The organism is Raineyella antarctica (assembly GCF_900092135.1).
In the GTDB taxonomy this organism is placed as follows: domain Bacteria; phylum Actinomycetota; class Actinomycetes; order Propionibacteriales; family Propionibacteriaceae; genus Raineyella; species Raineyella antarctica.
The window spans coordinates 141,491-157,875 of the sequence record NZ_FMYF01000003.1 but is presented as its reverse complement, the minus strand read 5'-3'; the positions used below and the strand labels follow the sequence as shown (position 1 = coordinate 157,875).

The window sequence follows — 16,385 nt, the reverse complement described above, 5'->3', positions numbered from 1 at the left end:
GGGGCCGGCCCTCGGGCCTGATTCCAGCTGCGGACGCTCACCATCGTTGCGGACGTTCGAAGGTCCGCAACGGGAGCCAGGGTCCGCAGGTGTCCCATGGGAGGCCCAGACGCCCCAGACGTCCGCGGACGGACAGAGGGGGCCCCGCCAAGCGGCGGGGCCCCCTCGGTCCGTGGTCAGGTGGCCCGATCAGGCGTTGTCGAGCGCCGTCTTCAGGTCCTCCAGGTCCTTCCACAGCTGCTTCGGGAAGCGCTCACCGAGCTTGGTGAACCACTCCTCGATCAGCGGGATCTCCTGCTTCCACTCGTCGACGTCGACCTTCAGCACGGCGGCCAGGGTCTCGTCGTCGACCTCGTCCTCGATGCCGGTACGATCGATGGCGTCCAGGGTCGGGACGAAACCGACCGGGGTCTGCACGGCGTCCGCGGTGCCATCGAGGCGGCCGACGATCCAGGCCAGCACGCGGCTGTTCTCGCCGAAGCCGGGCCACAGGAACTTGCCGTCATCGGACTTGCGGAACCAGTTGACGTAGAAGACCTTCGGCAGGTGCGGGGTCTCGTGCAGGGTCTCCATGTCCAGCCAGTGCTGGATGTAGTCACCGGCGTTGTAGCCGATGAAGGGGAGCATGGCCATCGGGTCGCGGCGGACGACGCCGACCTTGCCCTTGGCTGCGGCGGTGGTCTCCGAGGAGCAGGTCGCGCCGACGAAGACACCGTGGCTCCAGCTGGAGGTCTCCAGCACCAGCGGGATGGTGGTCGCGCGGCGGCCACCGAAGAGGATCGCGTCGATCCGGACGCCCTTCGGGTCGTCCCACTCGTCCGACAGGATCGGGCACTGGTCCATCGGGGTGGTGAAGCGGCTGTTCGGGTGCGCGGCCTTGACGCCGGACTCGAGGGTCCAGGGCTCGCCCTTCCAGTCGATCAGCTCGGCCGGATTCTCGTCGGTCATGCCCTCCCACCACACGTCGCCGTCGAGCGTACGGGCCACGTTGGTGAAGATGGAGTTGCCGCCGTCGATGGTGCGCATCGCGTTCGGGTTGGTCGACCAGCCGGTGCCCGGGGCGACACCGAAGAAGCCGTTCTCCGGGTTGACCCCGCGCAGGTAGCCCTCCTTGTCGAAGCGCATCCAGTTGATGTCGTCACCGAGGGTCTCGGCGGTCCAGCCGTCGAGGGTCGGGTCGATCATGGCCAGGTTGGTCTTGCCACAGGCGGACGGGAAGGCGCCGGCGATGTGGTAGGCCTTGCCGGCCGGCGAGGTGAGCTTCAGGATCAGCATGTGCTCGGCCAGCCAGCCCTCGTCGCGAGCCATCACCGAGGCGATGCGCAGCGAGTAGCACTTCTTGCCCAGCAGCGCGTTGCCGCCGTAGCCGGAGCCGTACGACCAGATGGCGCGGTCCTCGGGGAAGTGCACGATGTACTTCTCCTCGTTGCACGGCCACGGGACGTCCGCCTGGCCCTCCTCGAGCGGGAAGCCCACCGAGTGCAGGCAGGGGACGAAGGCGCGGTCGCCGCCGGTGGTCATCGCCTTCAGCGGGCCTTCGCCCATCCGGGTCATGATCCGCATCGACATCGCCACGTAGGCGGAGTCGGAGATCTCGACGCCGAACTTCGGGTCCTCGGCATCGATCGGGCCCATGCAGAACGGGATGACATACATCGTCCGACCGTGCATGGAACCGCGGTAGAGCTCGGTCATGACGGCCTTCATCTCGGCCGGGTCACGCCAGTTGTTGGTCGGGCCGGCGTCGATCTCCTCGGTCGAGCAGATGTACGTACGGTCCTCGACGCGGGCTACGTCGTCGGGATCAGAGGCGAAGTAGTAGGAGTTCTTCTTCTTCGAGTCGTCGAGCTTGAACGCGGTACCGGCGGCCACCAGCTCGGCGCCGAGGCGGTCGTACTCCTCCTGGGAGCCGTCGCACCAGTAGATCGAGTCGGGCTCGGTCAGGGCGGCGATCTCCGAGACCCACTCGAGCAGGGCCTTGTGCGTGGTGGGTGCCTGGGTGGTGTCAACGGACATAGCGCTCCTCGTTGAGTTCAGTGGCTTGACAATAAGTGGCAAGGCTTCGTTATACCGAGCTTAGGCCACTGCCCCTACTGGTATTAAAGAGCCCGCGAGACGCGGGGTATGTGAAACGGATCACAAAAAGCCTCGATGCTCGGAGTGGCGCGGGGTTCTGGAGGCCGAGGTGGCCCCTCGCGTTCCGCTCTGGGGCATGAGGGTAGAGCCCAGTGGTCTGCTGGTCTGGTCTGGTCGGTGGCCGTCGGGATCCCCGTGGAACGCGCTGCGAGCTCGATTTGGCATCTCGGCCGAACTGGGTCTATTGTTTCTAGACGTTGCGGGGAACACTTCCGCGGCAAGCACCCGTAGCTTAACGGATAGAGCATCTGACTACGGATCAGAAGGTTGGGGGTTCGAATCCCTCCGGGTGCGCACTGTGTTGAGACAGTAGGCAACGGCCCGACCAGCGGAAACGCTGGTCGGGCCGTTTGCTGTCCACGGGCTATGTGTGGACGGACCGTCAGCTCATGACCGGTGCAGGGCCTTCTTCGCCTTGTCGGCGACGCCCTTCGCCTTGTCAGCGACGACCTCGGCCACCACGACGGCCTTGAAGCCCAGCTTGGAGGTCTCCGGGAGGACTCCGAGCTGCTGGAACATCCCGAGGGTGTCGTAGTAGATCCGGAACTCGCAGATCCGCTCGCCGCGGAAGCGCTCGACGGTGACCCCGTGGATCTCGATGCTGTTTCCTGTCGGCGGGAGCCGCCCTCCGGGGCCCTCCAGGAGGCCGGTCATCGTCGCGGTGAACCTCCAGGTGAGCATGGCCTCCTGGTGCGCCACATCGGTGGCGACGCGGACCGCGTCCTCCTGGAAGCTCATGTCAGGAAAGGCGGTGAAGTTGGCCTCCAGCTGGCGGCGCAACTCCTCCTTGCCGCGGCCGGGCAGGCCCGCCATCCACTCGAAGACGACGTCGTCGGTCGCCATTTCCAGAGCGCCGTCGATGTCGTGCCTGTTCCAGGTGTCCAGGTACTCCCTGGCTAGCTCCCGCATCCGGGCCTCGGTCAGGTTCGTCGACTCGTCCATGGTGTCCACCCCCGACGGAGCGGTCTGTGCCGACGATCGACGAGCCTCCCCGCTTCTCCAATTGTCCGGCGCGTTCCGCGATTCCGCAGACGTGTCAGGCGTGACGTGGGTCATGGTCGGGCTTCGTCCTAGGCTCGCACCATGCCGTACGCCCCGATCCTCACCACTCTCGCCTACGTCGTCCGCGACGGGCAGGTCCTGATGTGCCACCGGATCGCCCGGGACTCCGACGAGCAGTACGGCAAGTGGAACGGCCTGGGCGGCAAGCTCGAGCAGGGCGAGGACGCGGCGGCGGGGATCGTCCGGGAGTTGCAGGAGGAGGCCGGAATCGTCCCCACCGAGATCACGCTGCGCGGAACGCTGAACTGGCCGGGGTTCTCCGGGCCGGACGGCCACGTCTTCGGGCTCGTCTTCCTGGTCACCGCCTTCGAGGGGGAGCCGCCGGGGCGCAACGTCGAGGGCGACCTGGCCTGGGTGCCGGTCGGGCGGCTGATGGACCTGGACATGTGGGAGGGGGACCGCCACTTCCTGCCGCTGGTCTTCGACGACGACCCGCGGCCCTTCCATGCCGTCATCCCGTATGCCGACGGGCGCCCGACCGGGGCGACGGTGACGCGCCTCTGAGGTCCCGCGTCAGCGCCGGCGCTCCTCGCCGGTCCCCTCCAGGGCCGGTCGCAACCACTCCAGCAGTTCGCGCAGCTGCTCCCAGTCGTCCCGGACCCGCTCGACCAGGGTCGGCGAACACATCACCGCATCCTCGACCGGCCGGGACAAGGACAGGCTCTTGTGGCGGAGCAGCTCGATCCGGGGATGGTCGACGGACCATCCGCGGGGCGCGGTCCGCAGCGTCTCCCCGCCCAGGGTCCAGCCGTCCTCGACCAGTCCGGCCACGATGGCGGCGAGCTCGTCGCCCTGCTCGTCGATCCGCTCCCGCAGGTTCGCCAGCCCCTCGGGTGAGGCGTGGTAGAAGCCCCCGCCGGTCATCATCCCGTCCGCGGAGACCTCCAGGTACCAGCCGCAGGCCGGGGCGGTGGCGACGTACGCCCCCTGGTGCGACTTGTACGGGGACTTGTCGTTGCTGAACCGGACGTCGCGGTTCGGTCGGAAGACCTTGGCATCTCCGAACTCATCGGTCAGCTCGGCCAGCAACAGTTCCAGCGGCCGCCGGATGCCCTCCTCGTACGTGGACCGGTGGGCCTGCCAGTACTGGCGGGAGTTGTCCGCCTCCAGACCGCGGTAGAAGTCGATGGCTGCGGGGTCGAAGCCCTGGAAGCCGGTCATGGGAACCTCTCAGGAAAAGTGGGTGGGATGGGGATTAGACGGGTTGGCCGGTAGGGTGTACGGTTGCTCTCAGTTGTTGCGGTTCGCAAGATCTGGACAAGCAGGACACCCAGCCAGGGTGGCCCGGTCTTTCTGGGAAGGCGTTTCACCAGCATCATCTGCCGGGTGTCACAGATGTTGTGGCATCCACAACCTCCCATATGAAGGACACAGATTTAATGAACACCGGCACCGTCAAGTGGTTCAACGCTGAAAAGGGCTTCGGCTTCATCGCTCCCGAGGACGGCTCCCCTGACGTCTTCGCCCACTTCTCCGCCATCAACTCCAACGGCTACCGTTCGCTGAACGAGGGCGATCGCGTCGAGTTCGAGACCGTCGAGGGCCCGAAGGGCATGCAGGCCGCGAACATCTCCGTCATCAACTGACACTCACACTTCATGGTTGAGCCTCGGCTCGGCCAGCATGACCCCCGACCTTCCGGTCGGGGGTTCTTTGCGTCCCGGGACCTTGGCGGTCCCGTTCCGCGCACTGCGGTGGTCCCGCGCACCACGGCGGTGTCGGTGGGGTGCACTACCGTCGAGGCATGCTGACCCTCACCCACGCCCAGGCGCGCCGTATCGCGCTGGCTGCGCAGGGGTTCGGCGCCTCCCGCCCGGCGCCGGTGACCATGCGCCAGCTGCAGCGAACCGTCGACAGGGTGGCCCAGTTCCAGATCGACTCGATCAACATCGTCCGCCGGGCGCACTACCTGCCGCTCTACTCCCGGTTCGGTCCGTACGACACCGACCTGCTGGACCGTGCGGCCGGTCGGGCGCCCCGCCGGCTCTTCGAGTACTGGGGACACGCGGCAAGCATGATCGACGTACGCCTCGAGCCGGCGCTGCGCTTCCGGATGGCCCGGGCCCACCAGGAGGCCTGGGGCAGGATGCAGCAGGTCCGCCAGGACCAGCCCGACCTCGTCGCGAGCGTGCTGGCCCAGCTGCAACGCCGCCGCGGCACCGCCCGTGAGGTCGAGGAAGCCCTGGCCGACACGCTCCGGGCGACCGGCGAGCGCCGGAGCGAGCAGTGGGGGTGGAACTGGTCGGCGGTGAAGTCGGCCACCGAGTGGTTGTTCTGGTCCGGAGAGGTGGCGGTCGCCCGCCGTACGCTCCAGTTCGAGCGCATCTTCGACCTGCCCGAGCGGGTACTGCCGGCCGCCGTCGCGAGCGCCCCCACCCCGTCCGATGCCGAGGCGATGGTGGAGTTGGTCCGCCGGTCCGCGGCCGCCCTCGGGGTCGGCACGCTGGCCTGCCTGGCCGACTACTTCCGGCTGGACCAGGCCGAGGCCCGTGCCGCGATCACGGTGCTGGAGGGGAGCGGGGAGCTCGAGCCCGTCGAGGTGTCCGGCTGGACCAGGCACGCCTGGCTCTGGCACCGGGCCGCGCGCCCGCGCAGGATCGCCGCGGCGGCGCTGGTCAGCCCGTTCGACTCAGTGGTGTTCGAGCGCCGGCGCCTGCGCGGCCTGTTCGGCTTCGACTACGGCCTTGAGGTCTACGTCCGTGGGCCGAAGCGTCGCTACGGCTACTACGTCTACCCCTTCCTGCTGGGGGAGCGGTTCGTCGCCCGGGTCGACCTCAAGGCGGACCGGCAGGCGGGGGAGCTCGTGGTCCGGGCGGCCTGGCTGGAGGAGGGCCTCGACCCGCAGGAGGTCCGCGGACCGCTGCGCGCCGAGCTGGAGCTGATGGCGGGCTGGCTCGGCCTACCGGCCGTACGGATCGTCCCCGTCCAGGACTGGGACCTGCCGGGTAACGGGCGTCCGCTCGCCCTTTGAGGCTCCCTGTCGGCGGCCCGTGCCACCATGGAGTCGACAAGGAAACATCGAGCTGAGGAGATCCCGTGGGAGTCTGGAACCTGATCCGCCGTGACGAGCCGACCGTCGACAGCACCCGCGAGGCCCTGCGCGAGGCGCGCCGCGGTGACCGGGGGGACGCGAACGTCGTCACCCGGGCCGTGGAGCGCTTCCGCGACATCGGGCTGGACGGCAAGTTCACCTTCGCGTCGGCCGGCCGCATCGCCTCCCGGGCCCGCAGCCGGCACCGGCGTCCGGAGCAGGCCATCGCCCGGGTGGTCGCCCAGCACCAGCGCGGCGTGGCCGCCGGCGGTTTCATCACCGGCCTGGGCGGCTTCCTCACCCTGCCGGTCGCCCTGCCGCTGAACGTGGCGGAGTTCTACCTGCAGGCCACCCGGATGGTCGGGGCGATCGCCAAGCTGCGCGGCTACGACCTGGACGACGACCGGGTCCGTACCGCGGTGATGCTGACCTTGGCGGGCGACGAGTCCCGCGACATCCTGCAGCAGGCGGGCCTGGGCGCGTTCAGCGGCCACGTCTCCGACGCCCTGGTCGGCAAGCTGCCGGCCGGGACCCTGATGATGATCAACAAGGGCATCGGCTTCCGGATGCTGCGACAGGCGGGCGAGCGCTCGCTGGCCGGCTTCGGCAAGGCGGTCCCGGCCCTGGGCGGGGTGGTCGGTGCGGTCATCGACGTCCGGCAGCTGCGCCGGATCGCCGCGGCGGCGCGCCGGGAGTTCCCGGAGGTCATCCACGTGCAGTGAGCCCCCGCCTCACGGCGCGGTGGCCAGCAGGTAGCCGCGCCGGGGGATCGTCCGGACCACCGACCCGTCGGGGAAGGCCTTGCGCAACCGGCTGATCGCGACGTCCAGCGCATGGTCGGTCGTGCCGTAGGGCAGCTGCGCGAGCAGTTCGGCCCGCCCGACCGTACGACCCGGCACCTCGGCCAGTGCCCGCAGGATCGCCTGGCTGGACGGGGGCAGGGACAGGACGTGGTCGTCCAGCATCGCCCCCTGGCCGCGCAGGTGCAGGATGCCGGCCGGCGTCGCCACGGACAGGATCCGGTGCGCGACCAGTTGGGTCTCGACCTCGCGGACCAGGGCGCCCAGCCGGTGCCGCTCCGGGACGATGACCTGCACGCCTGCCCGGAGCAGCGGCTCGGCCGTGACCGGCCCGACCGCGGCGGCCAGCACGGCATCGGGGGAGAGCGCGGTGAGGAAGGCCTCCAGCCGCCCGGTCTGGCGGACCCGACCGAGCAGGGCATCCACCGCGGGGGCGCTGGTGAAGGTCAGGGCCTCGATCCGGCGCGCGCAGACCGCCTCGACCAGCCGGTCCGCGGCGGCATGGTCGTCCTCCGGCTCCCAGCGGTACGGCTCGACCACGAGCACCCGGGCCCCCGCGGTCCGGAGCCGCTCGATCTGGGCCGCGTCGGTGTAGCCGTGCGCCTGCAGCACGATGGTCAGGCCCGACACGCCGTGCCCGACCAGCCGGTCCACGATGTCGGCGGTCAGGTCGCACTGCACCGCGACCGAGTCATCGATCCCGGCCGCCCGGACCGCGCCGCGGGCCTTCGGGCCACGGATCATCATCCGGGCGGCGCCCAGGGTGGCGACCAGCTCGTCCAGCAGCCCGGCCGCGTCCGCGCACTCGATCCACTTGCGCATCCCGTACGCCGTGGTCACCACGACGATGTCGGGGCGGGCCGCGACCACCTCGCGGGTCGCGGCCACCAGCTCACCGTCCGGACCCGCCGAGGAGACGGTCAGGACCGGGGCGTGCATGGTGGTGGCGCCACGGCGCTCGAAGGCCGCGATCAGGTCCTCGGCCCGCCGGTGCGCGGTGATCCCGATCACCATGCCACGCAGCGGCCCGTCGATCGTGCGTTTCATCGGCACCCCCTCAGCGGACCTGCGGGATGCCCAGGAGCACCGGCGCAGGGTCGGAGGGCGTCCACGGGGTGACCCCCGGGCCGAGGTCGCCGGCCCGCTCGGCTGCGGTGGCCGGCCGGCGCTGCCCCCGCTCGGTCACGTACGACGGCCCGTCGTCGGGCTCGATCGGGGCGTTGACGAAGGAACGGAAGCGACGCAGCCGGTCCGGGTCCTCCAGGGTCGCGGCCCACTCGTCGCGGTAGTGCTCGACGTGGCGCTCCATCGCCGCCTCCAGTTCGGCGCCGATCCCGAGGGAGTCCTCCATCACCACCGCGTGCACATGGTCGATGCCGCCCTCGAGGTCGTCCATCCACCGGGCCGTCCGCTGCAGCCGGTCCGCGGTGCGGATGTAGTACATCAGGTAGCGATCGATCGCACCGACCAGCGCCTCGTCGTCCAGGTCCTGGGCGAGCAGCTGGGCGTGCCGGGGCTGGGCCCCGCCGTTGCCGCCGACCCACAGGTTCCAGCCCTTGTCGGAGGCGATCAGGCCGACGTCCTTGCCCTGCGCCTCGGCGCACTCGCGCCCGCAGCCCGACACGCCGAACTTCAGCTTGTGCGGGGAGCGCAGCCCGCGGTAGCGCAGCTCCAGCCGGATCGCCATCGCCACCGAGTCCTGCACCCCGTAGCGGCACCAGGTGGAGCCGACGCACGACTTCACCGTCCGCAGCGACTTGCCGTACGCATGCCCGGACTCGAACCCGGCGTCGACCAGCCGCTTCCAGATGTCCGGGAGCTGGTCCAGCCGGGCGCCGAACAGGTCGATCCGCTGGGCGCCGGTGATCTTGGTGTAGAGGCCGTAGTCGCGGGCGACCTCGGCGATCACCACCAGCCCTTCCGGGGTGATCTCGCCGGCGGGGATCCGCGGCACGACCGAGTAGGTGCCGTCCTTCTGCATGTTGGCCAGCGCCCGGTCGTTGGTGTCCTGCAGGGCGCCGCGGCCCTGGTCCAGGAGATAGTCCTCGTGCAGCGTGGCCAGGATCGAGGCGATCGTCGGCTTGCAGACGTCGCAGCCCAGGCCGTGCCCGAACCGGGCCATCACCTCGTCGAAGGAGTGCAGGTCCAGCGCCCGGACCCCCTCGAAGAGCTGGGCCCGGGACATCGCCACGTGCTCGCACAGGGTGGAGGAGACCTCCAGCCCCGCCGCGGCCATCGTCCGGTCGAGGGTCTTCTTCACCAGCGGTACGCACGAGCCGCAGGAGGTGCCCGCCCGGGTGCAGGCCTTGAGCGCAGCCAGGTCGTGGCAGGCCGGGCCGTCCACGCCGAGCACCGCATCGCGTACGGTCCCGGCCGAGACGTTGTTGCAGGAGCACAGCACCGCGTCGTCGGGCAGGTCCGTCTCCGGCATGCCCTCACCGCCGGCCACCGAGAGGAAGGCCGCGGCATCGGCCGGCAGCGCGGTGCCGACCAGCGGCCGCAGCGAGGAGTACGCGGCGGCGTCGCCGACCAGCACCCCGCCGAGCAGCGTCACGCCGTCGTCGGCGACCACCAGCTTCTGGTATAGGCCGCGGGCCGGGTCGGCGTACACCACCTCGAGCGCCCCCGGGGTGGTCGCGAACGCGTCGCCGAAGGAGGCGACGTCGACGCCGGCCAGCTTGAGCTTGGCGGCGGTGTCGAAGCCGCCGAATGTCGAGGTCCCGCCGGTCAGCCGGTCGGCGACCACGTCGGCCATCGCGTTGGCGGGGGCGACCAGCCCGACGCACTGCCCCTCGAAGCAGGCGACCTCGCCGATCGCCCAGACGTGGTCGGTGCCGGTGGCGCAGGTGGCGTCGATCACCACCCCGCCGCGGGGCCCGAGCGGCAGGCCGGCGGCCGCGGCGAGCTCGTCGCGGGGGCGGACACCGATGGCGGTCACCACGATGTCGGCGGGCAGCACGTGCCCCGAGCCCAGTTCGACGCCGGTCGGGTGGCCGTCGGCGTCGGCGTGCAGGGCGCGGGTGTCCGCCCCGGTAATGGTGAGCAGGCCCTTGGCATCGACCAGCCGGCCGAGCGCCTCGCCGCCGCCCTGGTCGACCTGGGCGTTCATCAGCCAGTCGGCCCGCTGCAGCAGGGTGGAGCGGCAGCCGAGAGCGTCCAGCCCCGCCGCGGCCTCCAGACCGAGCAGTCCGCCGCCGATCACCACGGCCTGCGGGGCCCGGCCCAGGCGCGCCCGGAGGTCGGCGGTGGTCGCCACGAGCGCTTCGATGTCGTCCAGCGAGCGGTAGACGTGGGAGTGCTCGGCGCCGGGGATCGGCAGCCGGGCGGCGGAGGAGCCGGTGGCCAGTACCAGTTCGTCGTACGCCAGCACCTGCAGGTCGGTGGTTACCGTCCGGGCGGCGGGGTCGATCGCGACCACCCGCTCGCCGGTCAGCAGGTCGACGTCGGGCCGTTCCCACAGGGCGGTGTCGCCGAGGGTCAGGTCGACGTCGGCGCCCAGGGCGCTGGTCAGCGCGACCCGGTCGTACGGCAGTCGGGGCTCTTCGCTCACCACGACCACGCGGAGCGGGTCGGTGGCGGTGGCGCCGGCATCGATGGCCCGGGCCAGGGACGCTGTCACACGGTGCGCGGCGGGTCCGCCGCCCACGACGAGGATGGTGCGCATCGGCAGGTTCCTTCGGTCGGTTCAGGATGTTCCTCCGAGCCTAGGAAACGGGGCTTGCAACCGCGTTGCGCGGATGTGACGGGGTGATGTCAGGCTCCTCGCGGCCTCCTCGGGCAGGAGTGAGGTGCTCGTTACCCCGGTGAGACGGCCGGACGGGTCCGCTGTAACAGTCCCTTCCTAGCGTGGTCATCACCCCGAACGTCAGGGGTTCCGAACCGAGGAGACGACCATGACCGAGTTGCGTGAGCACGCCGGCCCGATCCACGAGGCCGCCCCCGACTGGCGCCGGGTGTGCCGGCTCGACGACCTGGAGGTCGGCTGGGGCGAGGCCGCCCTGGTCGACGGCGAACAGGTCGCCCTGTTCCGGCTGGAGCGGGGCACCGTCCTGGCCGCCGCCCACCGCGACCCCGCCACCGGCGCCGGCGTGATGGCCCGGGGCATCACCGGGTCACGCACCGTGGAGGGACAGGAGCGGACGACCGTCGCCTCGCCGCTGCACAAGGAGGTCTACGACCTGCGGACCGGGGAGTGCCTCTCCGGTGCCGACCTGCAGCTGCCCACCTACCCGACCCGGCTGAACGCGGGCTGGCTCGAGATCGGCCGGGCGGCATGACGACCCGGACCGACATCCTCGCCCCGGTCGCGACCGGGACCGCCGTCGGCGCGCCGCTGCGGCGGCGCCCCGGCCGGTGGATCGACGGCTACGACCCCGAGGACGACGCCCAGTGGCGTACGCAGGGGCGCGCCGTCGCCCATCGCAACCTGCGCTGGTCGATCGGCGCCGAGTTCCTCGGCTTCGTGGTCTGGCAGCTGTGGGCGATCACCGTGGTGTTCCTGCCCCAGGCCGGCTTCGCCTTCTCCGACAGCCAGCTCTTCTGGCTGATCTCGCTGCCGGCGCTGGTCGGGGCGACGCTGCGGATCCCCTACACCTTCGTCGTCTCGGCCGTCGGCGGCCGGAACTGGACGATCTGCTCGGCACTGCTGCTCCTGGTCCCGACGATCGGACTGGGGCTGGTGGTCTCCGACCCCGCGACCCCGTTCGGCGTGATGCTGGCGGTCGCCGCGACGGCGGGCTTCGGCGGCGGCAACTTCGCCTCCTCGATGGCCAACATCACCTACTTCTTCCCGGCCCGCGAGAAGGGCTTCGCCCTCGGCCTGAACGCCGCCGGCGGCAACCTCGGCGCGGCCGTCGCCCAGCTGGTCGTCCCGCTGGTGGTCACCCTCGGCGCGATCGGCGCCGGCCTGCTCGGGGTGCCCGTGCTGTCCCTGGCCGGCTGGTTCTGGGTGCCACTGATCCTGGTCGCCGCCGTCGGGGCGGCCCGGTGCATGGACAACCTGTCCGGGGCCAAGGGCGACCTGGCCGGCTCCCTGTCGGCGATCCGCGAGCCGCACTTCTGGGTGGTCGCGCTGCTCTACATCGGCACCTTCGGATCCTTCATCGGCTTCTCGGGGGTCTTCCCCAAGTTGATCAAGGACACCTTCCCCGAGTTCTCCACGATCCACATCGGTGCGGCGGTGATCGGCCTGTCCTTCCTCGGCCCGCTGGTCGGGTCGCTGTCCCGTCCCTCCGGCGGCCGGCTGGCCGACCGCTGGGGCGGTGCCCGGATCACCGTCGCCGCCTTCGGCGCGATGGCGCTGCTCGCCGCCGCCGTGGTGCTGACCCTCCCGCTGGGCAGCTTCTGGCTGTTCCTGGCTCTCTTCGGGGCCCTGTTCGTCGCCAGCGGGATCGGCAACGGCGCCACCTACCGGATGCTGCCGATGATCTACCGGGTCCGCGGCGACCGGACCACGCCCAAGGGAGTGGTCGGATCCGCCCGACGCGCCTCGGCGGCCCTCGGCCTGGTCTCCGCGGTCGGGGCGTACGGCGGCTTCTTCATCCCGCAGGTGCTCGCCGCCGCCAAGCGCTCCGGTGGCGACTACACCGCGGCCTTCTGGGGCTTCGTCGGCTTCTACCTGGTCGCGATGGCCGTCGCCGGGATCGCCTACCTGCGGCCGGGCTCCGAAATGGCCCGGGCCCGGGTCTGAGGCGAGGAGCACCGATGGCACCGACCCCCACCCCGACCCACTGTCCGTACTGTGCGCTGCAGTGCGCGATGGGCCTGCTGCCCGACCCCGGCCCGGTGCCGGTCCGGGTGGAGGGCCGTGACTTCCCGACCAACCGCGGCGGCCTGTGCCGCAAGGGCTGGACCAGCGCCGACCTGCTCACCCATCCCGACCGGCTCACCGCCCCGCTGCTGCGTGGTCCGGACGGCACCTTCGCCGAGGTGTCCTGGGACCAGGCGTACGACACCTGGACCGCCGCGATCCGGACCGCCCAGCAGACGTACGGGCCGGATGCGGTCGGAGTGTTCGGCGGTGCCTCGCTGACCAACGAGAAGGCCTACCTGCTCGGCAAGTTCACCCGGTTGGCGCTGCGGTCCTCCCGGATCGACTACAACGGGCGCTTCTGCATGGCCTCGGCCGCCACCGCCGGCAACCGGTCGTTCGGCATCGACCGCGGCCTGCCGTTCCCGGTCGCCGACCTCGATGCCGCCCACACCGTGCTGCTGGTCGGCAGCAACGTCGCCGACACCATGCCGCCGTTCGTCCAGCACCTGGCCGGCGCCCGGGCCGCCGGCCGGCTGGTGGTCGTCGATCCGCGGCGGACCGCCACCGCCGACCTGACCGACGACGGGCAGGGGCTGCACCTGCAGCCGCGGCCCGGCACCGACCTGGCGCTGCTGCTCGGGCTGGCCCACGTCGTGCTGAACGAGGGCCTGGCCGACTCCTCGTACGTGGCGACCCGGACGTCCGGGGCCGAGGACCTGCGCCGCTCGCTCGCCACCTGGTGGCCCGAACGGGTCGAGGGGCTCACCGGGGTCCCCGCCGGGCTGATCCGCGACGTCGCCGTGATGCTCGCCGAACGTCCCCGCGGCACCTACATCCTGACCGGGCGCGGGGTGGAGCAGCACGTCGACGGCACCGACACCGCCACCGCCGCGATCAACCTGGCGCTGCTGCTCGGCCTGCCCGGCGGCCCGGACTCCGGCTACGGCACGCTGACCGGCCAGGGCAACGGGCAGGGCGCCCGCGAACACGGCCAGAAGGCCGACCAGCTGCCCGGCTACCGCTCGATCTCCTCGGACCGGGACCGGGCGGCGGTCGCGGCGGCCTGGGGTGTCGACCCCTCGGTGATCCCGGGGCCGGGGTTGCCGGCGGTGGCGCTGCTGCGGTCCCTGGGCCGCCCCGAGGGGGTGCACTGCCTGTGGGTGAACGGCGCCAACATCGCCGTCAGTGCCCCCGCGGCGGCAGCCGTCGAGGAGGGCCTGGACCGGCTCGACTTCCTGGTCGTCAGCGACATCTTCTTCTCCGAGACCGCCGCGCACGCCGATCTGGTCCTGCCGACCACCCAGTGGGCCGAGGAGGAGGGCACGATGACCAACCTGGAGGGCCGGGTGCTGCGCCGCCGCCGGGCCCTCACCCCTCCCGCGGGCGTCCGTTCGGATCTGCAGGTGATGGCCGCGATGGCCCGGCGGCTGGACGCCCCGGGCAGCTTCCCCGAGGACCCGGCCGAGGTGTTCGAGGAGCTGCGCCGGGCCTCGGCCGGTGGCCGGGCGGACTACTCCGGCATCACGTACGCCGCGATCGAGGCCGGGGAGGCCGCCTACTGGCCCTGGCCCGCCGGCGGCACCCCGACGCCGCGGCTGTTCACCGACCGCTTCGCGCACCCCGACGGCCGGGCCCGGCTGGTCGCCGTGGCCCCGCACCCGCACCGCCACCACGGCGAGCACGGCCCGGTCGTCCTGACCACCGGCCGGCTGCTGGAGCACTACCAGTCCGGCAACCAGACCCGACGGGTCGCCTCGCTCGCGCAGGCCGCCCCCGAGCCCCGGATGGAGATCCACCCGCGGACGGCCGAGCAGTACGGCCTCCCCGACGGCGGCATGGTCCGGCTGACCAGCGACTGGGGGAGCGCGACCGCCCGCACCACGCTGACCGAGGCGATCCGCCCCGGCTGCGTCTTCGTCCCCTTCCACTACGCCCACCAGGGCGCCGTCAACCGCGTGGTCGGTGACCGCACCGACCCGCTCTCCGGGATGCCCGAGTTCAAGGGCACTCCGGTCACCCTGACCAGCCTGCCCGAGGAGACACCATGACCCCGCGCCATGTCCCCCGCGAGGGCGACCACCTCGTCGTCATCGGCTTCGGCCCGGTCGCCTGGCGGCTGGTCGACGACCTGCTGCCCGAGGTCGAGGCCGGCCGGCTGCGCATCACGGTCCTCGGCGACGAGCCGTCCCCCGCGTACAACCGGGTGCTGGTCGGCGAGGTCGCCACCGGCAAGCACGCCCCCGCCGACCTCGACCTGGTCGACGTCGACGACTGGACCGCCCGCGGGGTCCTGCTGCGCCTCGGGACCCGCGCTGGCTGGATCGACCGTGCCGCCCGGCTGGTCCACCTGGAGGGCGACCAGGCCCCGGTGCCGTACGACCTGCTGGTGCTGGCCGTCGGGGCCCGCGCCAATGTTCCGCGGCTGGCCGGCCTCAACCCCGATCCTGAGGCGATCGGCCACCTGCCGCCCGGCATCTCGGTGCTGCGGACCCTGGACGAGGCGACCCGGGTGCACCAGGTGGTCGCCGATGGCGGCCGGGTGGTCGTGCTCGGCGGAGGAGTACTCGGACTGGAGGTCGCGGCCGCGGCCCGCGACGCCGGGTGCGCGGTGACGGTCGTGCACAACCAGCCCTGGCTGCTGACCCGCTCCACCGACAGTGCCGGCGGCGCCCTCCTCGGCGGCCGCTGCGCCGGCCGCGGCCTGGTCGTGGAGGCCGGCGTCCGTGCCCGGGCCGTACGCCTCGGGGAGGGTCGCCGCTTCCGTGCCCTGGTCCTGGAGGACGGGCGCGAGGTGCTCGGCGACGTGCTGGTGCTCTCGGTCGGGGTCAGCCCACGGACCCGGCTGGCCCGGGGCGCCGGGCTGGTCGTGAACCACGGCATCGTGGTCAACCACGAGCTGGAGGCCGACACCGAGGCGCGTGTCTTCGCGATCGGGGACTGCGCGGAGGTGTGGTGCGAGGAGCCTGGGTGTGGCAGCTGCCGGACCCGCGGACGCCGGCCCCCCAGCGGGCTGGTCGGTCCCGGCTGGGACCAGGCCCGTTGGCTGGCCGCCCGGCTGCGCGCCGACCTGGGTGAGGACCCCGGGCCGCTGGAGCCGCTGGCCGAGTCCCGCCAGGACGTCGTCCGGCTCAAGGCCGAGGGGATCGAGTTCGTCGCCGGCGGTGACCTGGCCGCCGAGCCCTGGGACGGTGCCGACGACGGGCGCGACAGCGTGGTGTGGGCCGACTCGGCGCGCCGTGCCTACCTGAAGGTGGTGGTCGAGGACGAGCGGGTGGTCGGCTTCTGCAGCATCGGCCTGCCCCGGTCCGGGGCCGAGCTGGCCGCCCTCTACGGCAGCGGCGAGCCGGCACCGGCCGACCTGGCCGGCTACCTCTTCCCGGGCACCCCCGAGTGCGGGCCGGGCGGTGCGGCGGGCGCCGCGTCCGCCCCGGAGGCCACCCTGTGCCGTTGTGCCGGGGTGAGCGTCGGCGCCGTACGGGAGGCGATCGATGCCGGGGCCGACGACGTGGACCGGGTCCGCCGGGCGACCCGGGCGGGCAGTGGCTGTGGCGGCTGCCGCTCGGGGGTGGAGGCTCTGCTGGCGGCGATCGCGCAGGCCTGAGCG

Annotated in this window: 13 protein-coding genes and 1 tRNA gene; 9 read left to right on the top strand and 5 right to left on the bottom strand. The window is 71.9% G+C overall.

Annotated features, from left to right (window positions below; translation table 11 throughout):
* Positions 1 to 189: 189 nt before the first annotated feature.
* Entirely contained in the window at positions 190 to 2,016 is a 1,827-nt protein-coding gene (locus GA0111570_RS05570; protein WP_092607574.1) for a phosphoenolpyruvate carboxykinase (GTP), read from the bottom strand.
* 341 nt (positions 2,017 to 2,357) lie between these two features.
* Here GA0111570_RS05570 and GA0111570_RS05565 point away from each other — a divergent pair.
* Positions 2,358 to 2,430 (top strand) — tRNA-Arg (locus tag GA0111570_RS05565).
* Positions 2,431 to 2,523: 93 nt separating this feature from the next.
* Here the strand turns inward: GA0111570_RS05565 and GA0111570_RS05560 are convergent.
* Positions 2,524 to 3,078, bottom strand: coding sequence for an ester cyclase (locus GA0111570_RS05560; RefSeq protein WP_175557343.1), 555 nt, complete (start codon positions 3,076 to 3,078; stop codon positions 2,524 to 2,526).
* A gap of 141 nt (positions 3,079 to 3,219) precedes the next feature.
* Between GA0111570_RS05560 and GA0111570_RS05555 the strand changes: the two genes are divergently transcribed.
* Complete coding sequence (locus GA0111570_RS05555; RefSeq protein ID WP_092607569.1) at positions 3,220 to 3,702, top strand: NUDIX hydrolase; 483 nt, start codon at positions 3,220 to 3,222, stop codon at positions 3,700 to 3,702.
* 9 nt (positions 3,703 to 3,711) lie between these two features.
* On the opposite strand, the gene GA0111570_RS05550 is transcribed toward GA0111570_RS05555, so the two are convergent.
* Positions 3,712 to 4,359, bottom strand: coding sequence for a DUF2461 domain-containing protein (locus GA0111570_RS05550; RefSeq protein ID WP_092607566.1), 648 nt, complete (start codon positions 4,357 to 4,359; stop codon positions 3,712 to 3,714).
* A gap of 218 nt (positions 4,360 to 4,577) precedes the next feature.
* On the opposite strand from GA0111570_RS05550, the gene GA0111570_RS05545 reads away from it, so the two are divergent.
* From GA0111570_RS05545 to GA0111570_RS05535, 3 genes are all read left to right on the top strand, one after another.
* Positions 4,578 to 4,784 (top strand): cold-shock protein, encoded by a 207-nt coding sequence (locus tag GA0111570_RS05545; RefSeq protein ID WP_092607563.1) that lies wholly within the window; start codon positions 4,578 to 4,580, stop codon positions 4,782 to 4,784.
* 158 nt (positions 4,785 to 4,942) lie between these two features.
* On the top strand, positions 4,943 to 6,169 hold the full coding sequence (locus GA0111570_RS05540) for a winged helix-turn-helix domain-containing protein (protein ID WP_092607560.1): 1,227 nt from the start codon (positions 4,943 to 4,945) through the stop codon (positions 6,167 to 6,169).
* 65 nt (positions 6,170 to 6,234) lie between these two features.
* Entirely contained in the window at positions 6,235 to 6,951 is a 717-nt protein-coding gene (locus GA0111570_RS05535) for an EcsC family protein (RefSeq protein ID WP_092607557.1), read from the top strand.
* Positions 6,952 to 6,960: 9 nt separating this feature from the next.
* Here GA0111570_RS05535 and GA0111570_RS05530 read toward each other — a convergent pair whose 3' ends face one another.
* Entirely contained in the window at positions 6,961 to 8,076 is a 1,116-nt protein-coding gene (locus tag GA0111570_RS05530) for a uroporphyrinogen-III synthase (RefSeq protein WP_092607554.1), read from the bottom strand.
* A gap of 10 nt (positions 8,077 to 8,086) precedes the next feature.
* Positions 8,087 to 10,693: a nitrite reductase large subunit NirB gene (gene nirB, locus GA0111570_RS05525; protein WP_092607551.1), complete on the bottom strand. Its 2,607-nt coding sequence runs from the start codon at positions 10,691 to 10,693 to the stop codon at positions 8,087 to 8,089.
* Between the two features lie 229 nt (positions 10,694 to 10,922).
* Between nirB and nirD the strand changes: the two genes are divergently transcribed.
* The 4 genes from nirD to GA0111570_RS05505 are packed head-to-tail and all read left to right on the top strand — an operon-like array spanning position 10,923 to position 16,382.
* Positions 10,923 to 11,306, top strand: a complete 384-nt coding sequence (nirD, locus tag GA0111570_RS05520; protein ID WP_092607548.1) for a nitrite reductase small subunit NirD — start codon at positions 10,923 to 10,925, stop codon at positions 11,304 to 11,306.
* A complete protein-coding gene (locus GA0111570_RS05515; protein ID WP_092607545.1) occupies positions 11,303 to 12,718 on the top strand; it encodes an MFS transporter in 1,416 nt (471 codons plus the stop codon). The genes nirD and GA0111570_RS05515 overlap by 4 nt, the downstream gene beginning before the upstream one ends.
* Before the next feature lie 14 nt (positions 12,719 to 12,732).
* Complete coding sequence (locus GA0111570_RS05510) at positions 12,733 to 14,829, top strand: molybdopterin oxidoreductase family protein (protein WP_092607542.1); 2,097 nt, start codon at positions 12,733 to 12,735, stop codon at positions 14,827 to 14,829.
* Positions 14,826 to 16,382 carry an FAD-dependent oxidoreductase gene (locus tag GA0111570_RS05505; RefSeq protein WP_092607539.1) on the top strand — a complete coding sequence of 519 codons (1,557 nt, stop codon included), beginning with the start codon at positions 14,826 to 14,828 and terminating at the stop codon, positions 16,380 to 16,382. Before GA0111570_RS05510 ends, GA0111570_RS05505 begins: the two co-directional genes overlap by 4 nt.
* Positions 16,383 to 16,385 lie beyond the last annotated feature (3 nt).

Bases quoted from the DNA above. Each gene is read 5' to 3' on its own strand.
- GA0111570_RS05570 (WP_092607574.1), bottom strand. From the start codon at position 2,016: ATGTCCGTTGACACCACCCAGGCACCCACCACGCACAAGGCCCTGCTC.
- GA0111570_RS05560 (WP_175557343.1), bottom strand. From the start codon at position 3,078: ATGGACGAGTCGACGAACCTGACCGAGGCCCGGATGCGGGAGCTAGCC.
- GA0111570_RS05555 (WP_092607569.1), top strand. From the start codon at position 3,220: ATGCCGTACGCCCCGATCCTCACCACTCTCGCCTACGTCGTCCGCGAC.
- GA0111570_RS05550 (WP_092607566.1), bottom strand. From the start codon at position 4,359: ATGACCGGCTTCCAGGGCTTCGACCCCGCAGCCATCGACTTCTACCGC.
- GA0111570_RS05545 (WP_092607563.1), top strand. From the start codon at position 4,578: ATGAACACCGGCACCGTCAAGTGGTTCAACGCTGAAAAGGGCTTCGGC.
- GA0111570_RS05540 (WP_092607560.1), top strand. From the start codon at position 4,943: ATGCTGACCCTCACCCACGCCCAGGCGCGCCGTATCGCGCTGGCTGCG.
- GA0111570_RS05530 (WP_092607554.1), bottom strand. From the start codon at position 8,076: ATGAAACGCACGATCGACGGGCCGCTGCGTGGCATGGTGATCGGGATC.
- nirB (WP_092607551.1), bottom strand. From the start codon at position 10,693: ATGCGCACCATCCTCGTCGTGGGCGGCGGACCCGCCGCGCACCGTGTG.
- nirD (WP_092607548.1), top strand. From the start codon at position 10,923: ATGACCGAGTTGCGTGAGCACGCCGGCCCGATCCACGAGGCCGCCCCC.
- GA0111570_RS05515 (WP_092607545.1), top strand. From the start codon at position 11,303: ATGACGACCCGGACCGACATCCTCGCCCCGGTCGCGACCGGGACCGCC.
- GA0111570_RS05510 (WP_092607542.1), top strand. From the start codon at position 12,733: ATGGCACCGACCCCCACCCCGACCCACTGTCCGTACTGTGCGCTGCAG.
- GA0111570_RS05505 (WP_092607539.1), top strand. From the start codon at position 14,826: ATGACCCCGCGCCATGTCCCCCGCGAGGGCGACCACCTCGTCGTCATC.